This is a genomic window from Aeromonas rivipollensis, from assembly GCF_037811135.1.
Classification (GTDB): domain Bacteria; phylum Pseudomonadota; class Gammaproteobacteria; order Enterobacterales; family Aeromonadaceae; genus Aeromonas; species Aeromonas rivipollensis.
In genome coordinates, this window is record NZ_CP149130.1 from 106,019 (window position 1) to 125,866 (window position 19,848).

The following is a 19,848-nucleotide window of genomic DNA, read 5'->3' on the forward strand; positions in this document are numbered from 1 at the left end:
CAGCCAGGCTTGCCCCGTCAGCCGATGCCGTGGTTTTAGCGGCTGATATTTGGGGCGGGATCACTTATAATCCCCCGCCAATTTGAGCCAGCCCAGAGGTCAGTCCCATGTCCCGTCCCAGCGATCGCAGTGCCGCGCAAGTGCGCCCGGTTACCATCACCCGCAACTTCACCAAGCATGCGGAAGGATCTGTGCTGGTGGAGTTCGGCCACACCCGCGTGCTGTGCACCGCCAGCGTCGACACCAGCGTGCCGCGCTTCCTGAAAGGCAAGGGTCAGGGCTGGGTCACCGCCGAGTACGGCATGCTGCCGCGCTCCACCCATTCGCGCATGAACCGCGAGGCGGCCGCCGGCAAGCAGAGCGGTCGCACCCTGGAGATCTCCCGACTGATCGCCCGCTCCCTGCGTGCCGCCGTGGACTTGACTGCCCTGGGCGAACACTCCATCACGGTGGATTGCGACGTGCTGCAGGCCGACGGCGGCACCCGCACCGCCGCCATCACCGGTGCCTGCGTGGCCCTGGTGGATGCGTTGAACTGGATGGTCGAGAAGGGCATGCTCAAGCAGAGTCCGCTCAAGCAGATGATCGCCGCCGTCTCCGTCGGCATGTATCAGGGCGAAGCCATCTGCGATCTGGAGTATGTAGAAGACTCCGCCGCCGAGACCGACATGAACGTGGTGATGACCGAAGACGGCCGCATCATAGAGGTGCAGGGCACCGCCGAGGCCGAGCCCTTCACCCACGAGGAGCTGCTGGCGATGCTGGCGCTCGCCAAGGGCGGCATCGACGACATCATAGCGCTGCAGAAGCAGGCGCTCTCCTGAATTTCTGATTTGAAAAACGCGGCATTGACCGCGTTTTTTTATACCCCCACACCAGTAAACGACAAGCCAAGCAAGGAGCCAGAATGAAAGCCTACCAGCGTCAATTTATCGAGTTCGCCCTGGAGAAACAGGTTCTCAAATTCGGTGAGTTCACCCTGAAATCCGGCCGCAAGAGCCCCTACTTCTTCAACGCCGGCCTGTTCAACAGTGGCCGCGATCTGGCCCGCCTCGGCCGCTTCTATGCCGCCGCCCTGATGGATGCCGGCATCGAATTCGATGTGCTGTTTGGCCCGGCCTACAAGGGGATCCCCATCGCCTCCGCCACCGCGGTGCAACTGGTGGAGCAGCACGACGTAGACGTGCCCTGGTGCTTCAACCGCAAGGAGGCCAAGGATCACGGCGAGGGCGGCAATCTGGTGGGCAGCCCGCTCAAGGGGCGCATCATGCTGGTGGACGACGTCATCACCGCCGGGACCGCCATCCGCGAATCCATGGATCTGATCCAGGCCAACGGCGCCTCCCTGGCCGGCGTGCTGATCGCCCTGGACCGTCAGGAGAAGGGCAAGGGCGAGCTCTCCGCCATCCAGGAAGTGGAGCGTGACTACGGCGCCCACATCATTGCCATCATCCAGATGAGCGACCTGATCCAGTATCTGGAAGAGAAGCTGGCAGAGCAGCCCGCGCTGGCCGAGCAACTGGCGGCCATGCAGGCCTATCGCGCCCAGTACGGCATCTGACGACCCGCTTTCCCCTCATCCCCGTCCCTTCTCCCGCGAGGGGAGAAGGGAGCAAATCGGTATGCTGCAGATCGCATCAGCGGCGCCAAAAGGCGCCGTTTCTTATTTGCACAAAAAGTTGGTGCGCTCACTTGAGCTTGCCCTTACAGTAAAGGTTAAGGTTTGCTGGTCTATCCGAGGAGGATTGTCATGACCATGCATATTCAACTTCCCGTCAGCGGCATGAGCTGCGCCAACTGCGCCAGCCGCATCACCGCCGCCCTCAATCAGCTCGATGGGGTATCGGCCAGCGTCAACTTCGCGCTGGAGCAGGCGGCCATCGAGCTCGCCAGCAGCGATCGTCTGCCAGCTGTGCTGGACAGCATAGCCGCGCAGGGGTACGGCTATGGCAGTGAATCAGTGTCGTTTCAAATCAGTGGCATGACCTGTGCCGGTTGTTCGGCGCGGCTGAACAAGATGCTGGCTGCCTTGCCTGGCGTCATCTCGGCCGAGGTGAATTTTTCCCTCGAGCAGGCCCGCATCCTGTTGGTGCCCGGCACCCAGACCCCGGCTTCCCTGCGCACCCGGATTGAAGCGCTGGGCTTCGGTGCCCAGCTGGCGCAAGGCTCCGTCAGCCAGCGTCGTCAGCAACTGCTGGCCCGTGAGGAGCAGGAGGCCACCGCCGCCCGCCAGGCGCTGACTCAGGTGGTGATCTCGGCCCTGCTCACCCTGCCGCTGCTGGTGGGCATGGTCGCCATGGCCGGCCTGCTGCCCTGGCATCTACCCGCCTGGCTGGAGCTGGTGCTCGCCACTCCGGTGCAGTTCTGGATCGGGGCCCGCTTCTATCGCGGCGCCTGGCTTGCCCTCAAGAACCGCGCCGCCAACATGGATGTGCTGGTGGTGACAGGCACCAGTGCCGCCTATTTCTACAGCCTCTATCTGTTGCTGACCCTGGGGATGGCCGCCAGCGGCAAGCTCTATTTCGAGGCGAGTGCCATCATCATTACCTTGATTTCACTCGGGAAACTGCTGGAGGCGAGAGCCCGCCGCAGCACCCAGTCCGCCATTCGCGAGCTGATGGCGCTGCGGCCGGACACCGCCACCGTCTGGCGCGGCGAGGCCTGGCAGAGCGTCGCCATCGACGAGGTGCTGCGCGGCGACAGGTTGCGGGTGCTGGTGGGGGAGCGGGTGCCGGTGGACGGCAAGATCCTGAGTGGTGAGAGCGAGCTGGATGAATCCATTCTCACCGGCGAGAGCCTGCCGGTGCCGCGCGCACTGGGGGATGCCGTGCTGGGCGGCGCCATCAACCGCTCCGGCGTGCTGGAGATAGAGGCCACGACCGTGGGTGAGGACTCCAGCCTCAGCAAGATCATCACCCTGGTGGAGCGTGCCCAGATGGGCAAGGCGCCGCTGCAGCAGCTGGTGGACAAGGTCTCCGCCATCTTCGTGCCTGTGGTCATGGCCATCGCCCTGTTCACCCTGCTGGCCTGGTATGCCTACAGTAACGACTTCGGCCAGGCGCTGCTCGCCGCCGTTGCCGTGCTGGTCATCGCTTGCCCCTGCGCCCTCGGCTTGGCGACCCCGGCCGCCATCGTCACCGGCACCGGGGTGGCGGCTCGCCACGGCATTCTGATCAAGGATGTGGATACCCTGCAGAAGGCCCACGCCATCAAGGCGCTCATCTTCGACAAGACAGGCACCCTCACCCAGGGCAAACCCGTGCTGGCGAGCTGGAGCGGCACCGACGAACAACTACGCCTCGCCGCCGCCCTGCAACAGGCGAGCGAGCACCCGCTGGCGCTGGCGATGCGCGAGGCGATCGGCAAGGAGGTGGCGCTGCCCCAGCCCGAAGCCGTGGAGGTACGGGTCGGTGCCGGTATTCTCGGTCAGGTGGCGGGTCACAAGGTGGCCATCGGCAACGCCTCCCTGCTGGCTCAGCTCGGCATTGAGCCGCCACAACAGGATGAAGCACCCGCCGACGGCGCGACCCGGGTCTGGGTCGCCATCGACGGCGTTGCGGTGGCTATCGCCGCCCTGGCCGATACCCTGCGCCCAGAGAGCCCCGAGGCTATCGCCATCCTGCGCCAGCGCGGCATTGCCAGCTGGCTGGTGAGCGGCGACGCCCCGGCACCGGTGGCCCATATCGCCGCCAAACTGGGGCTGGACGGGGCTTTTGACTCTGTGCTGCCCGCTGGCAAAGTGGAGAAAGTGGAGGCGCTGCGCGCCCGCACCCAGGGCCTGGTGGCCATGGTGGGGGACGGGGTGAACGACGCCCCGGCGCTGGCGGCGGCAGACGTGGGGATCGCCATGGGCTCAGGCTCGGATGTGGCGATGGAGACCGCCTCCATCACCCTCATGCGATCCGACCCGCGGCTGGTGGCCGATGCCATCGACATCTCGGCGGCCACCTGGCGCACCATACAGCAGAACCTGTTCTGGGCCTTCGTGTTCAATGTGATCGGCATTCCGCTGGCGGCGCTGGGCTATCTCAGCCCCGAGCTGGCGGGGGCGGCCATGGCCCTGAGCAGCATCACGGTATTGAGCAATTCCCTGTTACTGAAACGCTGGCAGCCCAGGGCGGGTGGCCAGCGCCAATCTGAATCGCAAAGGAGTCATCCATGAACATCAGCAAGGTTGCCAAGGCCACTGGGCTGTCCGCCAAGACCATTCGCTACTACGAGAGCATCGGCCTCATCTCGGCTCCGGTGCGCAGTGACAACGGCTATCGCAGTTACACAGACGGTGCTCTGCGGGAGCTGCGCTTCGTCAAGCGGGCGCGGGAGACCGGCTTCAACCTCGAGGAGTGCCAGGAGCTGCTGGCGCTCTATCGGGACGAGCACAGGACCAGCGCCCAGGTGAAGAAGCTGGCGCAGGAGAAGATCGTCGATCTGCGGGCCCGGATCGCCGGTCTGCAGGCCATGCTCAGCTCCCTGGAGGAGGTGGTGGGGTGCTGCCACGGGGACGCGAATCCCCAATGCCCCATCCTCGACGAACTCGAAAAGGGCTGAGGGAGCCCGGGCAGGCTGGAGTGTCCCGGGATCCTGCCTGTGCTGCGCGGCGCACGGCGGATTGGGGGCTGAGTGGCTGCTTAATAGCGGGCGATTGATTGTTGAGCAGGAAAAGGGAGTGTTAAACTGTGCGGCTCTTGTACAGGGAGTACCCAGTTGACCCAGAGTGTGAATCACCAGGTGCGGCGGGCCATCATGGTCCAGCTCTATACCCACGCCTCCTTCAGCCTGCCTTGTCTGGCGCTGCTGGCGATCAGCTGGAGCCTGCTGTTCCACGACTACCTGCCCGCTAGGGAGGCGCTCGGCTGGCTTGGCCTGGTCTTCCTGCTGTTGCTGGGGCGCTGGTGGCACCTGCGCTGGCGTCAGCCACGGCTGGCAGAGCTCCCGCTGCCGGTGCTGGAGCGGGAGCTCTTCATAGGGGTGACCATCACCTCCATCATCTGGGCGCTTGGCGTGCTGCTCTACATGGACAGACTGCCGGACACCTACCGCGCCGCCATGATGATGCTCACCAGCCTGATCCTCACCGGCAGCGCCATCATGCTGTTCGGCAGTCGCCGCACCCTCTATGGGGCAGTGCTGCCGCTCGGGTTCGCCATGCTGTTCGAGCTCAGCGACGGCAACGAGCAGGAGCGGATCGTCTCCTGCATGCTGGCGGGTTACCTGTTCGTGTTCCTGCCGACCCTGCTGCGCCGGTTGCGCCGGGATCAGGTAGCCTCCCTCTACCACAGTTTTTCCAACGCCGACCTGGTGGCCGAACTCAAGGTGGTCTCGGAGCATCTCAAGCTCACCTCCCGCCTGGACGGCCTGACCGGCATCGCCAACCGGGCTCACCTGGACGACACCCTGGCGCGAGCCTGGCGCCGCTGTCACAGGGCCAGGGCGCCTCTCTCCCTGGTGCTGGTGGATGTGGACTACTTCAAGCAGTTCAACGATCACTATGGCCATCAGCTGGGGGACCAGTGCCTGCAGCAAGTGGCGGGCCTGCTGGCCGAGGTGCTGCGGCGGGAAGACGATCTGGCCGCTCGTTACGGCGGGGAGGAGTTCGCCCTGCTGCTGCCCTGCACCACCTTGCAGGGGGCCATGCAGATCGCCGAACAGGTGCAAACGGCCCTGCGAACCCTGGGCATTCCCCACCACAAGTCCCGGGTATCCGGCCGGGTCAGTTGCAGCTTCGGGGTGGCGACCCTGGTGCCGGATCAGCACAACTCCATCACCGAGCTTATCCAAAAAGCGGATGCGGCCCTCTATCAGGCCAAGCATAATGGCCGGGATCGTATCGAAGTAGCCTTGATGGGTAAGGTTGCCTGAGTTTCACATGACAGATTAAAGAGGTCGTCTATGCAATGTCATCGTATCGAAGAGCTGCTGGAGCTGCTGCAGCCCGCCTGGATCAAGGAGCAGGATCTCAGCTTGGTGCAATTCATCGCCAAACTGGCGGCCGAGGCCGGCTATGAGGGCGCCCTGTCCGAGCTGACCGACGACATGCTGATCTACCACCTCAAGATGCGCGAATCCGACAAGCAGGCGATGATCCCGGGCCTGGCCAAGGATCATGTTCCTGACTTCAAGGAAGCCCTGCTCAAGGCCCGCGGCATCAAGTAACGCGACCGCCGGGTTGCCGGAAGAGGAAGGTTTCAAGAGAATCTCTAAAAAGGCCCATAGTCAACTGGCTATGGGCCTTTTTTGTTGCCTGAAATTGCGACGGCACTCGAACTATAGATACATTTAACCCACACAATTAGCAGGCTGTTTAAGATATAATCGCCTTCATAACAATATGAGTGGAGCTATGTGCTGCAATGGCCGACCAGGACAAGATCGATATCAAGGATGTGACCGACAAGAACGTCACCGGGACCTTCAATCCCCACACGTTCAAGGCGGGCGATGACAGGTTCAATCCCGGCAACCGCATCTACGTCAGGTCCCAGACCGGCTACTGGCAGCGGGTGCGCAAGGTCATGGGCTGGTTCTTCGTCGCCCTCTTCGTCACCTTGCCCCTGCTGCGCTACGACGGCCGCCAGGCGGTACTGTTCGATCTGGAGCATCAGCAGTTCCACATCTTCGGCGCTACCATCTGGCCGCAGGATCTGACCCTGCTGGCCTGGGTCTTCATGATCGCCGCCTTCGCCCTCTTCTTCGTCACCACCTTCCTCGGCCGGGTCTGGTGCGGCTATCTCTGCCCCCAGACGGTGTGGACCTTCATGTTCATCTGGTTCGAGGAGAAGCTGGAAGGCGCCGCCAACAAGCGCCGCAAGCTGGATGCAGCCCCCTGGAGTGGCGAGAAGCTGGCCCGCAAGGGCGCCAAGCACCTGGCCTGGATCCTGCTGTCGCTGGGCACCGGCCTCACCTTCGTCGCCTACTTCCAGGATGTGTTCCAGCTGGTGCCTGACTTCTTCACCTTGCAGGCGAGCGGCTGGGTCATCTTCTGGGTGCTCTTCTTCGCCGCCTGCACCTACGGCAACGCCGGCTGGATGCGCGCCATCATGTGCATCCACATGTGCCCCTATGCCCGCTTCCAGTCCGCCATGTTCGACAAGGACACCTACATAGTCGGCTACGACAGCAAGCGCGGCGAGACCCGTGGCGCCCGTGGCCGCAAGGCCGATCCCAAGGCGCTGGGGCTGGGGGACTGCATCGATTGCGATCTCTGCGTGCAGGTCTGCCCGACCGGCATCGACATCCGCGACGGCCTGCAGTACGAGTGCATCAACTGCGGCGCCTGCGTCGATGCCTGCGATCAGACCATGGATCGGATGGGCTATCCGAAGGGGCTGATCAGCTACACCACTGAGCACAAGCTGGCCCACAACCAGACCCATGTGGCCAGGCCCAAGCTGCTCGGCTATGGCCTGGTGATGGTCATCATGCTGGGGGTCTTCGTCTACAACGCCATGTCCATCATGCCCATGGGGCTCGACATACTGCGGGATCGCAACCAGCTGTTCCGGGAGAACAGCGAGGGGCTCATCGAGAACACCTATACCCTGAAGATCCTCAACAAGACACTGCAATCCCAGACCTATCAACTGGATGTGGAAGGGTTGCCGGAGCACCAGTGGTTCGGCCCGCGGGAAGTGACTCTCAAACCAGGGGAAATCTTCACCCTGCCGGTGAGCCTGGCGGTGGATCCCTTCAACCTGAAGCGGCCGACCCTGGATGTCCAGTTCGTGCTCAAACGGGAAGGAGCCGCACCGGACGACAGCAAGGGCACCCTGCGCCAGCCCAGCAAGTTTATCAGCCGGCTCTGAGGGGCCGTCCCGGACAGCTGATCCGGCGTGCCACGGGCGTCCGTGGAATGTTCCGGATCGGGATCATGGGCGGCATTGATTGGCTATCTCGGATAGAATGGGGCGCAACAGCGCCCCTTTCTCATGGTGGATGACATGCGTTTCAACTATTCCGACCTCAATCCCGACCTCATCATGGATGCGATCGATCTCAGCGGCCTGCGCATCGACTCCGGCCTCATCGAGCTCAACAGCTATGAAAACCGGGTCTACCAGTTTCAGGATGAGGAGCGTCGCCGTTACGTGGTGAAGTTCTACCGCCCCGGTCGCTGGAGCCGGGCCCAGATCCTCGAGGAGCACGAGTTTGCCGCTCGCCTGCGTGAGACGGAGATCCCGGTCGCCGCCCCCATCGCCTTTGCCGGCGAGACCCTGCTGGAGCATCAGGGCTATCCCTTCGCCATCTGGCAGAGCGTCGGTGGCCGTCAGTTCGAGGTGGACAACCTGGATCAGCTGGAGTGGGTGGGGCGCTATCTCGGCCGCATCCACAGGGTCGGGGCCAGTCACTCCTTCCATCATCGGGTCCAGCTGGACGTGGAGAGCATGCTGCACGAGCCGCGTCAGTTGCTGGCGGCCGGAGAGTGGGTGCCGAGCGGCCTGGCCAAGCAGTTCTTCGGGGTGCTCGACGAGCTGATCCGCCATGTGGGCGACGCCATGAGCCTGGATGTGGCCCGGATCTCCCTGCACGGAGACTGCCACCCCGGCAACATACTGTGGCGCGATGGCCCCCTGTTCGTCGATCTCGACGACTGCCGCACCGGTCCCGCCATCCAGGATCTCTGGATGATGCTGAGCGGCGAGCGCCACGAGCAGCAGATCCAGCTCGACACCCTGCTGGCCGGCTACGAGGAGTTCATGGAGTTCGACCCGCGGGAGCTGGCGCTGATCGAACCGCTGCGCGCCATGCGCATAGTCCACTACATGGCCTGGCTGGCCCGGCGCTGGGAGGATCCCGCTTTCCCCCGTCACTTCCCCTGGTTCAATACGGATCACTACTGGCGCCAGCAGATAGCGACCCTGCACGACCAGCTGGAAGCGCTCAAGGCGCCGCCCCTGACGCTGATGCCGAACTGGTAAGGCAGACTGTCGCGGTACCCGCAGTACGACCAGCAGGATGCGATCCAGCTACTGCTGCTGACGTTGATGCCGGCCGGGCAAGCCCTGGCAACCGGACCCAGGATGCCGCGGCCAGGAGGTCGCCCAGCCGCCTTTGCCATTGACGGCGGGAGGGGGACGCAATAGGCTTGGACTGCTTCGGTTCGCCGGGCGTGCCTCACAGTGATCCCTTAACAGGAAACGTCATGAAAAAAGTACTATTTTTCCTCGCTGCCATGCTGATGATCCCCATGGTTCACGCCGCCCCGCAATTCAAGGAAGGCGTCAACTATGACGTGGTCACCCAGACCGGCAGCGCCCAACCGGAAGTGCTGGAGTTCTTCTCCTATTTCTGCCCGCACTGCGCCAAGTTCGAGCCGATCGCCGAAGATCTGAAGAAGAGCCTGCCGGAAGGCGTGCCGATGAAGAAGAACCCGGTGGCCTTCCTGGGCCGTGAGATGGGCCCGGAGATGCAACGCGCCTACGCCGTCGCCAACCTGCTGAACGTCGAAGGCAAGCTGACTCCGGTCATCTTCGACAAGATCCACACCCAGCGTCAGGTGCCGCAGAGCCGTGCCGACGTGAAGCAGATCTTCGTGGACAACGGCGTACCGGCCGAAGAGTTTGACGGTGCCGTCGACAGCTTCGCCGTCTCCGGCATGGTCTCCCAGTTCGATCGCAACACCGAGAGCTACAACATTCGCGGTGTGCCGGCCTTCCTGGTCAATGGCAAGTACCTGGTGAAGATTGAATCCATCACCTCCCAGGAGCAGTTCAACCAGCTGGTGAAATTCCTGCTGGCCAAGAAAGACTGACCCCTCCTGGGTCGATAAAAAAGCCCGCCGGTGCGAACCGGCGGGCTTTTTGTTGTCTGCTGTTCCCGGGCGGTCACACCCCGACGTGGAAGGCCTGCTTGAGGTTGCGGATGAAGTCCGCGTCCCGACACAGGGTCTTGCCCGGGCTGTCGGAGATCTTGGCAACAGGGCCGCCGTTGCACTCCATCAGCTTGAAGACGATGTTCATCGGGCTGACGCCGGGCAGATCGCAGGTGAGCTTGGTGCCGATACCGAAGCTGGTGTTGATGCGGCCACGGAAGTGACGGAACAACTCGACCGCCTTGTCGAGGTTGAGGCCGTCGGAGAAGACCAGGGTCTTGTCTTTGGGATCTATGCCGAGGCGCTGGTAGTGGCTGATGGCCTTCTCGCCCCACACCACGGGGTCACCGGAATCGTGGCGCAGTCCCTGATAGCGGCTGGCCAGCTCGAAATCGAAGTCGCGCAGGAAGGCATCCATGGTGATGCAGTCGGTCAGGGCTATGCCCAGATGGTTGGTGAACTCGTCAAGCCAGCTGATGAGGGCGGCGCGCTGGCTGTGTTCCAGCGGGAAGCCGAGCTGCTGGTGGGCCTGGAACCACTCGTGGGCCTGGGTGCCCACCGCTGGCAGCCGGTACTTCTGGGCCAGCTGGTAGTTGCTGGTGCCCCGAAATGCCGGCAGGCGCTCCTTGAGGCGGCCCACCACGGCATCTTGCACGGCATGGGAGAAGCGGCGGCGGGTGCCGAAGTCGATGAGGTTGAACTCGCTCATCTCCTCGGGGCTGAGTTCCCGCTCCAGCTTGTCGATCTTCTGATCCAGCCGCGCCAGGGCATGGCTCACCCCGAACTGGGGATAGCGGAAGCGGTTGCGCATCTCGCTGATGATAGCGAGCACCGGGATCTCCCACAGGATCACATCCTGCCAGGGCCCCTCGACCCGCACATTGATGCGGCCATCCTGCTCGAACACCTTGAGCAGGGAGGCATCCAGCGGCTTGCGGCGCAGGTGATCGAGGTAATCGGCGGTGAAGAAGGGGCGCTCGGCCAGGAAATCGAGTTCGGAGCCGGTCAGGCGCAGGGAGCCGGCGAGGCGCAGTTGCTCCTCGATCTCGCCCATCATGGGCAGCAGATCTTCCTCGTTGCGGCTGTGAAACTCGGCCACCACCTCGGCATCCGGGTAGCGATGGAACACCGCCTGCTGCATGTGCAGCTTGTAGGCGTCGGTGTCGAGCAGGCTGGTGAGGATAGGGGGCATATCAGTATCCTGGCAGGCGGGTGACCTGCCGCATGGGTAATTTGCGGGCGCCGGGCAGGCTGGTGAGAATGGGTGACATATCAGGCGTCCAGCAGGCGTTGTACATCGACCAGGGTCTGGGCCAGTTCGGCGCCAGCCTCGATCATCTGGGTGTGGGCGCTGGCAACAGTCTCTGGGGCTATGCCACGGCAGGCATCGAGGTGCACTATGACCCGCAGACCGGCACGGCGCAGTTGCAGCACGCTGGTCTTGACGCAGTAGTCGGTGGCGAGGCCGCCCACCAGTACTGTGCTGACGCCCCGTGCTTGCAGGAATTCGATAAGCCCTGTGCTGCGGCGCTCGGCCAGGTCATGGTAGCAGGCGCCATAGGGATGCAGGTCCGGCTCGACCCCCTTCCAGACGAAGAAGTCATAGTCGATGGGGGCGGGCAGGCCATCGAGCAGCTCGAAGCCAGGAGTGCCCGGTACGCAATGGGTCGGCCAGGTGAGATCGGCGTTGGGCAGGTCCAGCGGTTGCAGCATGGCGGCGGGGGTTGTCACCACCCAGGCGGCGTTCGCTGGGTGGGCGTCCTTGCTGCCGATCCGCAGGCAGGCGAGGGCGGCTTGCGCGTTGAGAGCGGCCACTATGTCAGCCCCGCCCGCGACGGGCAGCTCGTTCGGGCAGAGGGGGGTAAAGCCCTTCTGCGCATCTATATCCAGGCTGGCGATGGTTCCCATGGGTGGCTCCTGCACATAATATTCTTGTGATATTATCTACCAAACATTATTAGAAGGCGAGCAGGTCGACCAGGATGCCGAGAATGAGTCTGGATATGGTGGTGCTGCGGTTGAACGAGGAGCGGCTCGAACTGCTCCTCGAAACCCGGGATCGCCCCCCCTTTAGCCACTGCTGGCAGTTGCCGGCCCTGCGCATCGACGAGACCCGGGATCGGGATCTGGATGCCGCCCGCCACCGCCTGCTGGGGGAGTGGGGGCTGGGTCATTGCTACAGCGAGCAGGTCTGTACCCTCGGAAATCTGGAACGGGATCCCCGTGGCTGGTCCACCACCCTCGTCTATCTGTGTCTGGTGGAGCCGGAGGCGGAGGCCGTGCGAGGTCATTGGCACCCGCTCTCGGCCCTGCCTGGCCTCGATCTTGCTTTCGATCACGGCCAGCTGGTCGCCATGGGGCTGGAGCGGCTGCGCATCAAGAGCCGCTACAGCACACTGCCGCTGCAACTGCTGGGGGCCGAGTTTACCCTCTCCGAGGTGCAGCGGGCCTTCGAGATCGTTCTTCAGACCCCCATGAACACGGCGGCGTTTCGCAAGCGGATCCATCGTGCCGACATCCTGGTGGATACCGGCCGCAAGCGTACCGGCAAGCAGCGTCCCGCCATCCTCTACCGGCTGGAGAGCCCCTGCTGCGTGATGTTCGATCAGGTGATGCACGGAGCGGAAGCATGAGTAAAACGCCGCCCCGGGTGCTGGTGAGTGCCTGCCTGCTGGGTCAACCAGTACGTTACGACGGCCAGAGCAAGGGGATCGTCAGTGACTGGTTGAATGCGCTTGGGGCCGAGGGGAGGGCGCTGGCGTTCTGCCCCGAGGTGGCGGGCGGCCTGCCGACCCCGCGTCCGCCCGCCGAGCGGCAGGGTGAGCTTGTGGTAACCGAGAGCGGGCTGGATGTGACCGCCGAGTTCGATCGCGGCGCCGAGCTGGCGCTCGGGCTCTGCCTGGCGCAGGGCATTCGTTTTGCCCTGCTCAAGGAGGGGAGCCCCTCCTGCGGCAGTGGCCGCATCTACAGCGGCAGCTTCGAAGGAGTCTCTATGGCGGGAGAGGGCAAGACCACGGCCCTGCTGCGCCGTCACGGCATTGAGGTGTTCAGCGAAGATCAGTTGCCCGAGCTGGCACTGGCACTCTCCCTGGCGGCCACCATAGCGGGCTCCTGAGCTCGCTGCCACCCTTCCAATACCCCGTCCTTCTCCTGCCAGCGCTGGTTCAGCCACGCCTGAAAACCGCGCTTGAACTGCTTGTCGTTGAAGTAGTCACCCACCAGTGCCTCATCCACCGGCAGCTCCTCGATGCGCACCTGAATGCGCTTCATCCGCCCCATCAGAAAGTCCTTGAACGGCGTTTCGCTGTTGTCCGGGTAGCGGATGGTGACGTTGATCAGGCTGTCGAACTGCTCCCCCATGGCCGCCAGGGTGAAGGCCAGCCCCGCCGCCTTGGGCGGCATCAGGTGGCGGTAGCGGGAGCGGGTCGCCTCTCGCTTTTGCTCGGTGAAGCGGGTCCCCTCCACGAAGTTGATGACGGTGGTGGGGATGTGGCGAAACTTCTCGCAGGCGTTGCGGGTGGTCTCGATATCCTTGCCCCTCAGGTGCGGGTTGCGCAGCAAAAACTCCCGTGAGTAGCGACGCATAAAGGGCATATCGAGCCCCCAGCAGGCGAGCCCCAGCAGCGGTATGTAGATGAGCTCGTGCTTCATGAAGAACTTGGGCACCGGCAGCCGGTCGCGGAACAGGTGGCCCAGCACCACTATGTCGGTCCAGCTCATGTGGTTGCTGATGATGAGGTACCAGCCATCCTTGCGCAGCAGGGTCTCATCCTCGAGCTGCCAGTCGATACGGGTGGTGAGGCGGATCACCAGGGCGTTGCAACCCAACCACAGCCTCATGAAGCCATTGTTGAGCCGGCTGCAGGCGCGGCCAAAGGCCGGGAGGGGCAACAGCAATTTCGCCAGGGAGACCAGCAGGATCAGGCTGGCGCACAGGGCGGTGAACAATATGGTCAGGCCGGCGCTGATGAACAGCACCAGGGGGCCGGGGAGCAGGCTTAGCATGGGCGTCGTTTACTGCGTCTTGTCCGCCAGCAGCTGACCCAGTGTCTGGTCCTTCTCGCGCCAGATCCCGTTCAGCCACTGTTGAAACTCTTGTTGGAACTCGGGGTCATTGAAGTAATCCCCCACCAGATTGCGTTCGATCGGCAGAAAGCGGACCCGAACCTTGATCTCCTTGACCCGACCGCACATGAAGTCCCAGTAACTGGGGATGCCGCCCGGATAGGCGATGGTCACATCCACCAGCTTGTGCAGTTGGTCCCCCATGGCCGCCAGGGTGAAGGCGATGCCGCCAGCCCTCGGGTGCAGCAGGTGGCGATAGGGAGCGCCCTGTTTGTCATGCTTGTGGGCGGTGAAGCGGGTGCCCTCCACGAAGTTCATCACACTCACCGGAATGTGGCGGAACTTGGCACAGGCCTTGCGCGTCGTTTCTATGTCTTTTCCCTTCAGATGCGGCTTCTTTTCCAGCAAGCTGCGTGAATATCGCCGCATGAAGGGGAAGTCGAGCGCCCACCAGGCCAGCCCGAGAAAAGGTACCCAAATCAGTTCTTTCTTGAGGAAAAACTTCAGGAAGGGGATTTTTTGATTAAAAATCCGCTGCAGTACCAGTATGTCGACCCAGGATTGATGGTTGGCAACCACCATATACCACTCGTTCCGGCGCCCTTTGTCCACTCCGACCACCTCGAAAGGGGTTCTGATGATGGTTTTCTGGATCAGATTGTTGAAACCTATCCAGCAGCTGGCACAGCCGTCCAGCAGGGCGTTGCAGAGGGTGCGCCAGCCCTTGAGGGGCAGCAGCAGCTTGATGAGGCCGAGCAGCAGTATGGGGACAAACCAGAAGAGGGTGTTGAGGAAATAGAGCAGGGTCGAGAGGCAGCCGCGCAGCCGCTCTATCAGCTTGTTGTGCATGAATCGGATCCGTTTTCGTGTCTGTGGGTGGCAACCAAGTGGTCAGATCTGTGGCCATAATATCAGCCGATCCGACGCTAGACCATGGATGTACCGCACTGATGCCGGGATCTCCTGGCGCTCACTGGCCGCTGCGCAGCCGTGACAGCAGCCGGTCCATGGCTCTGTAGCCGAGCGCTTCGATCAGGTGCTCCTTCTCGATGGCGGGCCGTCCCGCCAGATCCGCTATGGTACGCGACACCCGCAGTATGCGGTGCCAGGCCCGGATGCTGAGCCCCAGCCTCTGGATGGCATTCTCCAAAAACTCGGCATCCTGCGGTGATAATCGGCAAATATCCTCTATCTCGCGACTATCAAGCAGGTTGTTGAGCTTGCCGTTGCGGTTTTGCATTCGCTCCCGCGCTGCCAGCACCCGATCGCGGATCTGCCGGCTAGACTCACCCCGTTCCGCCTTGCCGGTCAGGCTCCCCTTGGGCAGCAGCGGCACCTCCACCGTCAGATCGAATCTGTCGAGGAAGGGGCCCGAGAGCTTGCCGAGGTAGCGCAGTATCTGATCCGGGCTGGAGCGGGTCTGGCCATCGCCATAGTGGCCGCAGGGGCTGGGGTTCATGGCACCCACCAGCTGGAAACGGGCGGGGAAATCCACCTGGCGGGCGGCCCGGCTGATGGTGATGTGGCCGGTTTCCAGCGGCTCACGCAGGGAATCGAGCACCTTGCGTTCGAACTCCGGCAACTCGTCGAGAAACAGCACGCCGTTGTGGGCTAGCGAGATCTCCCCCGGTCTTGGGTGGCTGCCACCGCCCACCAGGGCCACCGCCGAGGCGCTATGGTGCGGCGTGCGATAGGGCCTGTGATGCCAGTGGCCGGCGCGGGGGGTGAGGCCGCCGATGGAGTGGATGGCGGCGGTCTGCTGCGCCTCTTGCTCGCTGAGCGGCGGCAGTATGCCGGGCAGGCGGCTTGCCAGCATGCTCTTACCGGTGCCGGGCGGGCCAATGAACAGCAGGTTGTGGCTACCCGCGGCAGCGATTTCCAGCGCCCGCTTGGCCTGGGACTGGCCGATCACATCCTGCAGATCCGGCACATCGGGCAGGGCGTCCGTGGTCTGGGGCTCCGGCAGGGGCAGCTCGTACTGACCCGCCAGCCAGGCGGTGACGGCCAGCAGCTGGTGGGCGGTGCGCACCTCGGCATCCTGGATGAGGGAGGCCTCGGGGCCGTTCTCTCGCGGCACCAGCAGGGTGCGCCCGGCGTCGCGGCAGGCGAGCACGGCGGGCAGCACCCCGAGCACGGGGCGGATCTCGCCGGTCAGGGCCAACTCCCCTAAAAATTCGTGATCGAGCAGGTATGTTGCCGGTATCTGCTTGGAAGCGGCGAGAATGCCGATGGCGATGGCCAGATCGAAACGGCCTCCCTCCTTGGGCAGGTCGGCGGGGGCCAGATTGACTGTGATGTGCTTGGAGGGGAACTCGAAGTTGCCGTTGAGCAGGGCGCTGCGCACCCGATCCCGCGACTCCTTCACCGAGGTTTCCGGCAATCCCACCATGTTGAAGGCGGGCAGCCCGTTGGATAAATGGACTTCCACCGTGACTTGCGGTGCCGCTATTCCCAGGCTGGCACGGCTATAAACCACAGCTAATGACATAAATCCCGTCCTTGGTTTGATGTATGTGCTGGTTAACCGTTTTTTATTAGTTTTTTGTTCCAGAGAGCAGCTTGCTGATCAGTCAAAATCAGAGTCTTGTCAGGTAAAAAATGCTTGCCCAATAAAAATCACCATGCTAGTTCTAATAGTCATTCGCGGTGCAAATCGCCCCCATTTCACAGGATTTCCGGTTGTAACTATGAACATGGCCTCCCGTTTCGTCAGCATTATTGTGGTCCTAGTGGTGATTATTATCTCACCGCTCGGGGCTCGTTTAGCTGCACGGAACAAGGGATAGACCCACCACCGGACAGAACGAAACAAGCGACCCCCGAGCCTCATGGCCCGGGGGTTTTTTTTCGACCAAAGGACAGGATTTCCACATGAACGGCGCGCAGTTTTTGGTACAGGCTCTCAAGAAACAGGGTGTGACCCAGGTGTTTGGTTACCCGGGCGGGGCCATCATGCCGGTCTATGACGCCCTGTATGACGGTGGCCTGGCCCATCAGCTCTGCCGTCACGAGCAGGGGGCCGCCTTGGCCGCCGTGGGTTATGCCCGCGCCTCCGGTCAGGTGGGGGTCTGCATCGCCACCTCGGGTCCGGGCGCCACCAACCTGGTGACCGGCCTGGCGGAGGCGCTGCTCGATTCCGTGCCGCTGGTCGCCATCAGCGGTCAGGTCGCCTGCGCCGCCGTGGGCACCGATGCGTTTCAGGAGGTCGACGTGCTCGGCATGTCCCTCTCCTGCACCAAGCACTCCTTCATGGTGACCGATGCCGCCGATCTGGGTCGGGTGCTGGCGGAAGCCTTCGCCATCGCCACCGAGGGGCGTCCGGGTCCTGTGCTCATCGACTTTCCCAAGGATGTTCAGCTAGCCGCCGTGCCGGCCCAGAGCCCGCTGTTTGCGGTGGAGGAGCCAGAGCCCCTCAATCCGGCCGAGCTGACCCTGGCCCGCACCCTGCTGGCCGCTGCCGAGCGCCCGGTGCTCTACGTCGGGGGCGGGGTGGGCATGGCCAATGCGGAGCAGCAACTGCGTGATTTTGCCGCCGCCACCGGCATGCCGGCGGTCACCACCCTCAAGGGGATAGGCGCGCTCGACCCCGACAGCCCCGTCTACCTCGGCATGCTCGGCATGCACGGCACCAAGGCCGCCAACTATGCGGTGCAGCAGTGCGACCTGCTGCTGGTGGTAGGCGCCCGTTTCGATGACCGGGTGACCGGCAAGCTGGAGGAGTTCGCCCCCGAGGCCAGAGTGATCCACCTGGACGTGGATGCCGCCGAGTTCGGCAAACGCCGCGCCGCCGATGTGGGCATCACCACGGATCTCAAGCGGGTGTTGCCCGCCCTGGCCATGGCGCTGGCGATCGATCCCTGGCGTGAGCACTGCGCCGCCATGGCTCGCGAGTATGCCTTCCGCTACGACCATCCCGGCCAGCCCATCTATGCCCCGGCCCTGCTCAAACAGCTTTCGGCACTGCTGCCCGAGACCAGCGTGGTGGCCTGCGACGTGGGTCAACACCAGATGTGGGTGGCCCAGCACATGCGCTTCACCAGCCCGCGCAACCACCTCTCCAGCGCCGGCCTCGGCACCATGGGCTTCGGCCTGCCCGCCGCCATCGGCGCCAAGATGTCGCGCCCGGATGACGAGGTAGTGCTGGTGAGCGGTGACGGCTCCTTCATGATGAACGTGCAGGAGCTCGGCACCATACGCCGGGCCCAGCTCAAGGTGAAGATGGTGCTGATCGACAATCAACGTCTCGGCATGGTGCGCCAGTGGCAGGAGCTGTTCTTCGACGGCCGTTACAGCGAGACCATACTCTCCGACAACCCGGATTTCATCGCTCTGGCCGCCGCCTTCGGCATCCCGGGCGAAACCATCACATGCAAGGATGAGATAGCACCGGCGCTCGATCGCCTGCTGACAAGCGAGAGCGCCTACCTGCTGCATGTGGCTATTTCAGAGGAAGAAAACGTCTGGCCCCTGGTTCCGCCGGGAGTCGCCAACCACAAGATGATGGAGCAACGCCCATGAAGCAGCACAGCTTTCACCAACCCGGATGTGCGCAGCACACCCTGCATATTCACGCCCAGCCCAGACCCGAAGTGATGGAGCGGGTACTGCGGGTGGTGCGTCACCGTGGCTTCGCCCTCTGCGCCCTTAACATGGAGCAGGATTGCCAACAGCTGCGGATCACGGTTACTGTCGAGTCAGAGCGTCCCATCCAGCAGTTGTGGAGCCAGCTGGTCAAGCTGGTGGATGTCTCCCGGGTCGATGCACTGGAACAGCAACCCCGGATCAGCGCTTAAGGAGCCAAGCCAATGTCACAGCCTTCCCAATCCGCCAATCACCCTCAATACATCTGGTTCAACGGCAAGCTGGTGCCCTGGCAGGATGCCCAGGTCCATGTCATGAGCCATGCCCTGCACTACGGCTCCTCGGTGTTCGAGGGGGTGCGCGCCTACGATACCCCCAGGGGCACCTGCATCTTCCGCCTGCAGGAGCACACCCGCCGCCTGTTCGACTCCGCCAAAATCTACTGGATGGACGTGCCCTACAGCGAATCCGAAGTGAATGAAGCCTGCCGCACAGTGGTGCGCGAGAACGGCCTGAAGAGCGGCTATCTGCGCCCGCTGGCCTTTGTCGGCAACGTGGGGCTGGGGCTGCATCCTCCGCTGGATGCCAAGGCGGATCTCATGGTTGCGGCCTTGCCCTGGGGCGCCTATCTGGGGGAAGAGGGGCTGAAGAACGGGGTGGATGTGTGCGTCACCTCCTGGAACCGGCTCGCCCCCAATACCATTCCCACCGGCGCCAAGGCGGGGGGCAACTACCTCTCGTCCCAGCTCATCAGTCGTGAGGCCAAGCGCAACGGCTTCGCAGAGGGGCTGGCGCTGGACGTGAACGGTTACCTGAGCGAAGGGGCCGGTGAGAACCTGTTCCTGGTGAAAAACGGCGTGATCTTCACCCCGCCCGCCACCGCCGCCATCCTGCCCGGCATCACCCGCGACACCATCATGACGCTGGCCCGGGATCTCGGTTACGAGGTGCGCGAGCAGGCGCTGCCCCGGGAGGCCCTGTATGTCGCAGACGAAATCTTCATGACCGGCACCGCCGCCGAGGTGACCCCGGTACGCTCGGTGGATCGGATGAAGGTGGGCGCCGGCAGCCGTGGCCCGGTGACCGAGCAGTTGCAGAATGCCTTCTTCGGCCTGTTCAACGGTCAGACCGAGGACAAATGGAACTGGTTGACCCCAGTTAACGATTGAATCAGCAGGGGCAGCATTTGCCCCCATGCAACGGCCAGACCGAGGACAAATGGAACTGGTTGACCCCGGTCAACGACTGATTGAGAACGAGCGGGCGACCCGTCGCCCGCTCGCGCCAGCAAGAGTCGGCTATGGCAAGGGCAGATCCCTTGCCACAACCGATTTGAAGCGACAGCTTCGCACCATAAGTTTGCCCAGTCGGGCTCATGTATTCAGGGAGTAGAG

General features: G+C 63.3%; 19 protein-coding genes. 14 read left to right on the top strand and 5 right to left on the bottom strand.

The features are described 5' to 3' along the window. Positions 1-107: 107 nt before the first annotated feature. From rph to WIR04_RS00530, 9 genes are all read left to right on the top strand, one after another. Positions 108-824, top strand: coding sequence for a ribonuclease PH (gene rph / locus WIR04_RS00490; protein ID WP_025328763.1), 717 nt, complete (start codon positions 108-110; stop codon positions 822-824). Positions 825-907: 83 nt separating this feature from the next. Continuing rightward, positions 908-1,561 (top strand): orotate phosphoribosyltransferase, encoded by a 654-nt coding sequence (pyrE, locus tag WIR04_RS00495; RefSeq protein ID WP_025328762.1) that lies wholly within the window; start codon positions 908-910, stop codon positions 1,559-1,561. Between the two features lie 189 nt (positions 1,562-1,750). Then, complete coding sequence (locus WIR04_RS00500; RefSeq protein WP_338889678.1) at positions 1,751-4,162, top strand: heavy metal translocating P-type ATPase; 2,412 nt, start codon at positions 1,751-1,753, stop codon at positions 4,160-4,162. Beyond that, a complete protein-coding gene (gene cueR, locus WIR04_RS00505) occupies positions 4,159-4,548 on the top strand; it encodes a Cu(I)-responsive transcriptional regulator (RefSeq protein ID WP_005323722.1) in 390 nt (129 codons plus the stop codon). Before WIR04_RS00500 ends, cueR begins: the two co-directional genes overlap by 4 nt. A 156-nt stretch (positions 4,549-4,704) precedes the next feature. Next, a complete protein-coding gene (locus WIR04_RS00510; RefSeq protein ID WP_338889680.1) occupies positions 4,705-5,859 on the top strand; it encodes a diguanylate cyclase in 1,155 nt (384 codons plus the stop codon). A gap of 30 nt (positions 5,860-5,889) precedes the next feature. Further along, positions 5,890-6,153, top strand: a complete 264-nt coding sequence (locus WIR04_RS00515; protein WP_025328759.1) for a YihD family protein — start codon at positions 5,890-5,892, stop codon at positions 6,151-6,153. Positions 6,154-6,350: 197 nt separating this feature from the next. Continuing rightward, complete coding sequence (ccoG, locus tag WIR04_RS00520; RefSeq protein ID WP_111910824.1) at positions 6,351-7,802, top strand: cytochrome c oxidase accessory protein CcoG; 1,452 nt, start codon at positions 6,351-6,353, stop codon at positions 7,800-7,802. A gap of 123 nt (positions 7,803-7,925) precedes the next feature. Beyond that, positions 7,926-8,915, top strand: a complete 990-nt coding sequence (locus WIR04_RS00525) for a serine/threonine protein kinase (RefSeq protein ID WP_338889685.1) — start codon at positions 7,926-7,928, stop codon at positions 8,913-8,915. Positions 8,916-9,139: 224 nt separating this feature from the next. Further along, entirely contained in the window at positions 9,140-9,748 is a 609-nt protein-coding gene (locus WIR04_RS00530; protein WP_025328756.1) for a thiol:disulfide interchange protein DsbA/DsbL, read from the top strand. 73 nt (positions 9,749-9,821) lie between these two features. Here the strand turns inward: WIR04_RS00530 and pncB are convergent, their stop codons facing one another. Both pncB and WIR04_RS00540 read right to left on the bottom strand, forming a co-directional pair. Further along, positions 9,822-11,000, bottom strand: coding sequence for a nicotinate phosphoribosyltransferase (gene pncB / locus WIR04_RS00535; protein WP_307765723.1), 1,179 nt, complete (start codon positions 10,998-11,000; stop codon positions 9,822-9,824). Between the two features lie 80 nt (positions 11,001-11,080). Beyond that, on the bottom strand, positions 11,081-11,716 hold the full coding sequence (locus WIR04_RS00540; protein WP_338889690.1) for a nicotinamidase: 636 nt from the start codon (positions 11,714-11,716) through the stop codon (positions 11,081-11,083). 74 nt (positions 11,717-11,790) lie between these two features. Here WIR04_RS00540 and WIR04_RS00545 point away from each other — a divergent pair, with 74 nt between their 5' ends. Continuing rightward, positions 11,791-12,441 (top strand): NUDIX hydrolase, encoded by a 651-nt coding sequence (locus tag WIR04_RS00545; RefSeq protein WP_111910828.1) that lies wholly within the window; start codon positions 11,791-11,793, stop codon positions 12,439-12,441. Beyond that, positions 12,438-12,923 carry a DUF523 domain-containing protein gene (locus WIR04_RS00550; RefSeq protein WP_338889692.1) on the top strand — a complete coding sequence of 162 codons (486 nt, stop codon included), beginning with the start codon at positions 12,438-12,440 and terminating at the stop codon, positions 12,921-12,923. The genes WIR04_RS00545 and WIR04_RS00550 overlap by 4 nt, the downstream gene beginning before the upstream one ends. On the opposite strand, the gene WIR04_RS00555 is transcribed toward WIR04_RS00550, so the two are convergent. The 3 genes from WIR04_RS00555 to WIR04_RS00565 form a co-directional block, all read right to left on the bottom strand. Beyond that, on the bottom strand, positions 12,866-13,813 hold the full coding sequence (locus WIR04_RS00555; protein WP_338889695.1) for an acyltransferase: 948 nt from the start codon (positions 13,811-13,813) through the stop codon (positions 12,866-12,868). The two genes, WIR04_RS00550 and WIR04_RS00555, sit on opposite strands and share 58 nt — an antisense overlap. A 9-nt stretch (positions 13,814-13,822) precedes the next feature. Next, positions 13,823-14,722, bottom strand: a complete 900-nt coding sequence (locus tag WIR04_RS00560; RefSeq protein ID WP_025328750.1) for an acyltransferase — start codon at positions 14,720-14,722, stop codon at positions 13,823-13,825. 121 nt (positions 14,723-14,843) lie between these two features. Then, entirely contained in the window at positions 14,844-16,361 is a 1,518-nt protein-coding gene (locus WIR04_RS00565; RefSeq protein ID WP_338889698.1) for a YifB family Mg chelatase-like AAA ATPase, read from the bottom strand. A gap of 383 nt (positions 16,362-16,744) precedes the next feature. Between WIR04_RS00565 and ilvG the strand changes: the two genes are divergently transcribed. The 3 genes from ilvG to WIR04_RS00580 are packed head-to-tail and all read left to right on the top strand — an operon-like array spanning position 16,745 to position 19,623. Continuing rightward, positions 16,745-18,391: an acetolactate synthase 2 catalytic subunit gene (ilvG, locus tag WIR04_RS00570; RefSeq protein WP_338889700.1), complete on the top strand. Its 1,647-nt coding sequence runs from the start codon at positions 16,745-16,747 to the stop codon at positions 18,389-18,391. Beyond that, positions 18,388-18,666 carry an acetolactate synthase 2 small subunit gene (gene ilvM, locus WIR04_RS00575; protein WP_307765715.1) on the top strand — a complete coding sequence of 93 codons (279 nt, stop codon included), beginning with the start codon at positions 18,388-18,390 and terminating at the stop codon, positions 18,664-18,666. The genes ilvG and ilvM overlap by 4 nt, the downstream gene beginning before the upstream one ends. Positions 18,667-18,678: 12 nt before the next feature. After that, the gene (locus WIR04_RS00580; protein WP_338889703.1) at positions 18,679-19,623 is read left to right on the top strand and encodes a branched-chain amino acid transaminase; all 945 of its coding nucleotides are present in this window, start codon (positions 18,679-18,681) and stop codon (positions 19,621-19,623) included. The last annotated feature ends 225 nt before the right edge of the window (positions 19,624-19,848 follow it).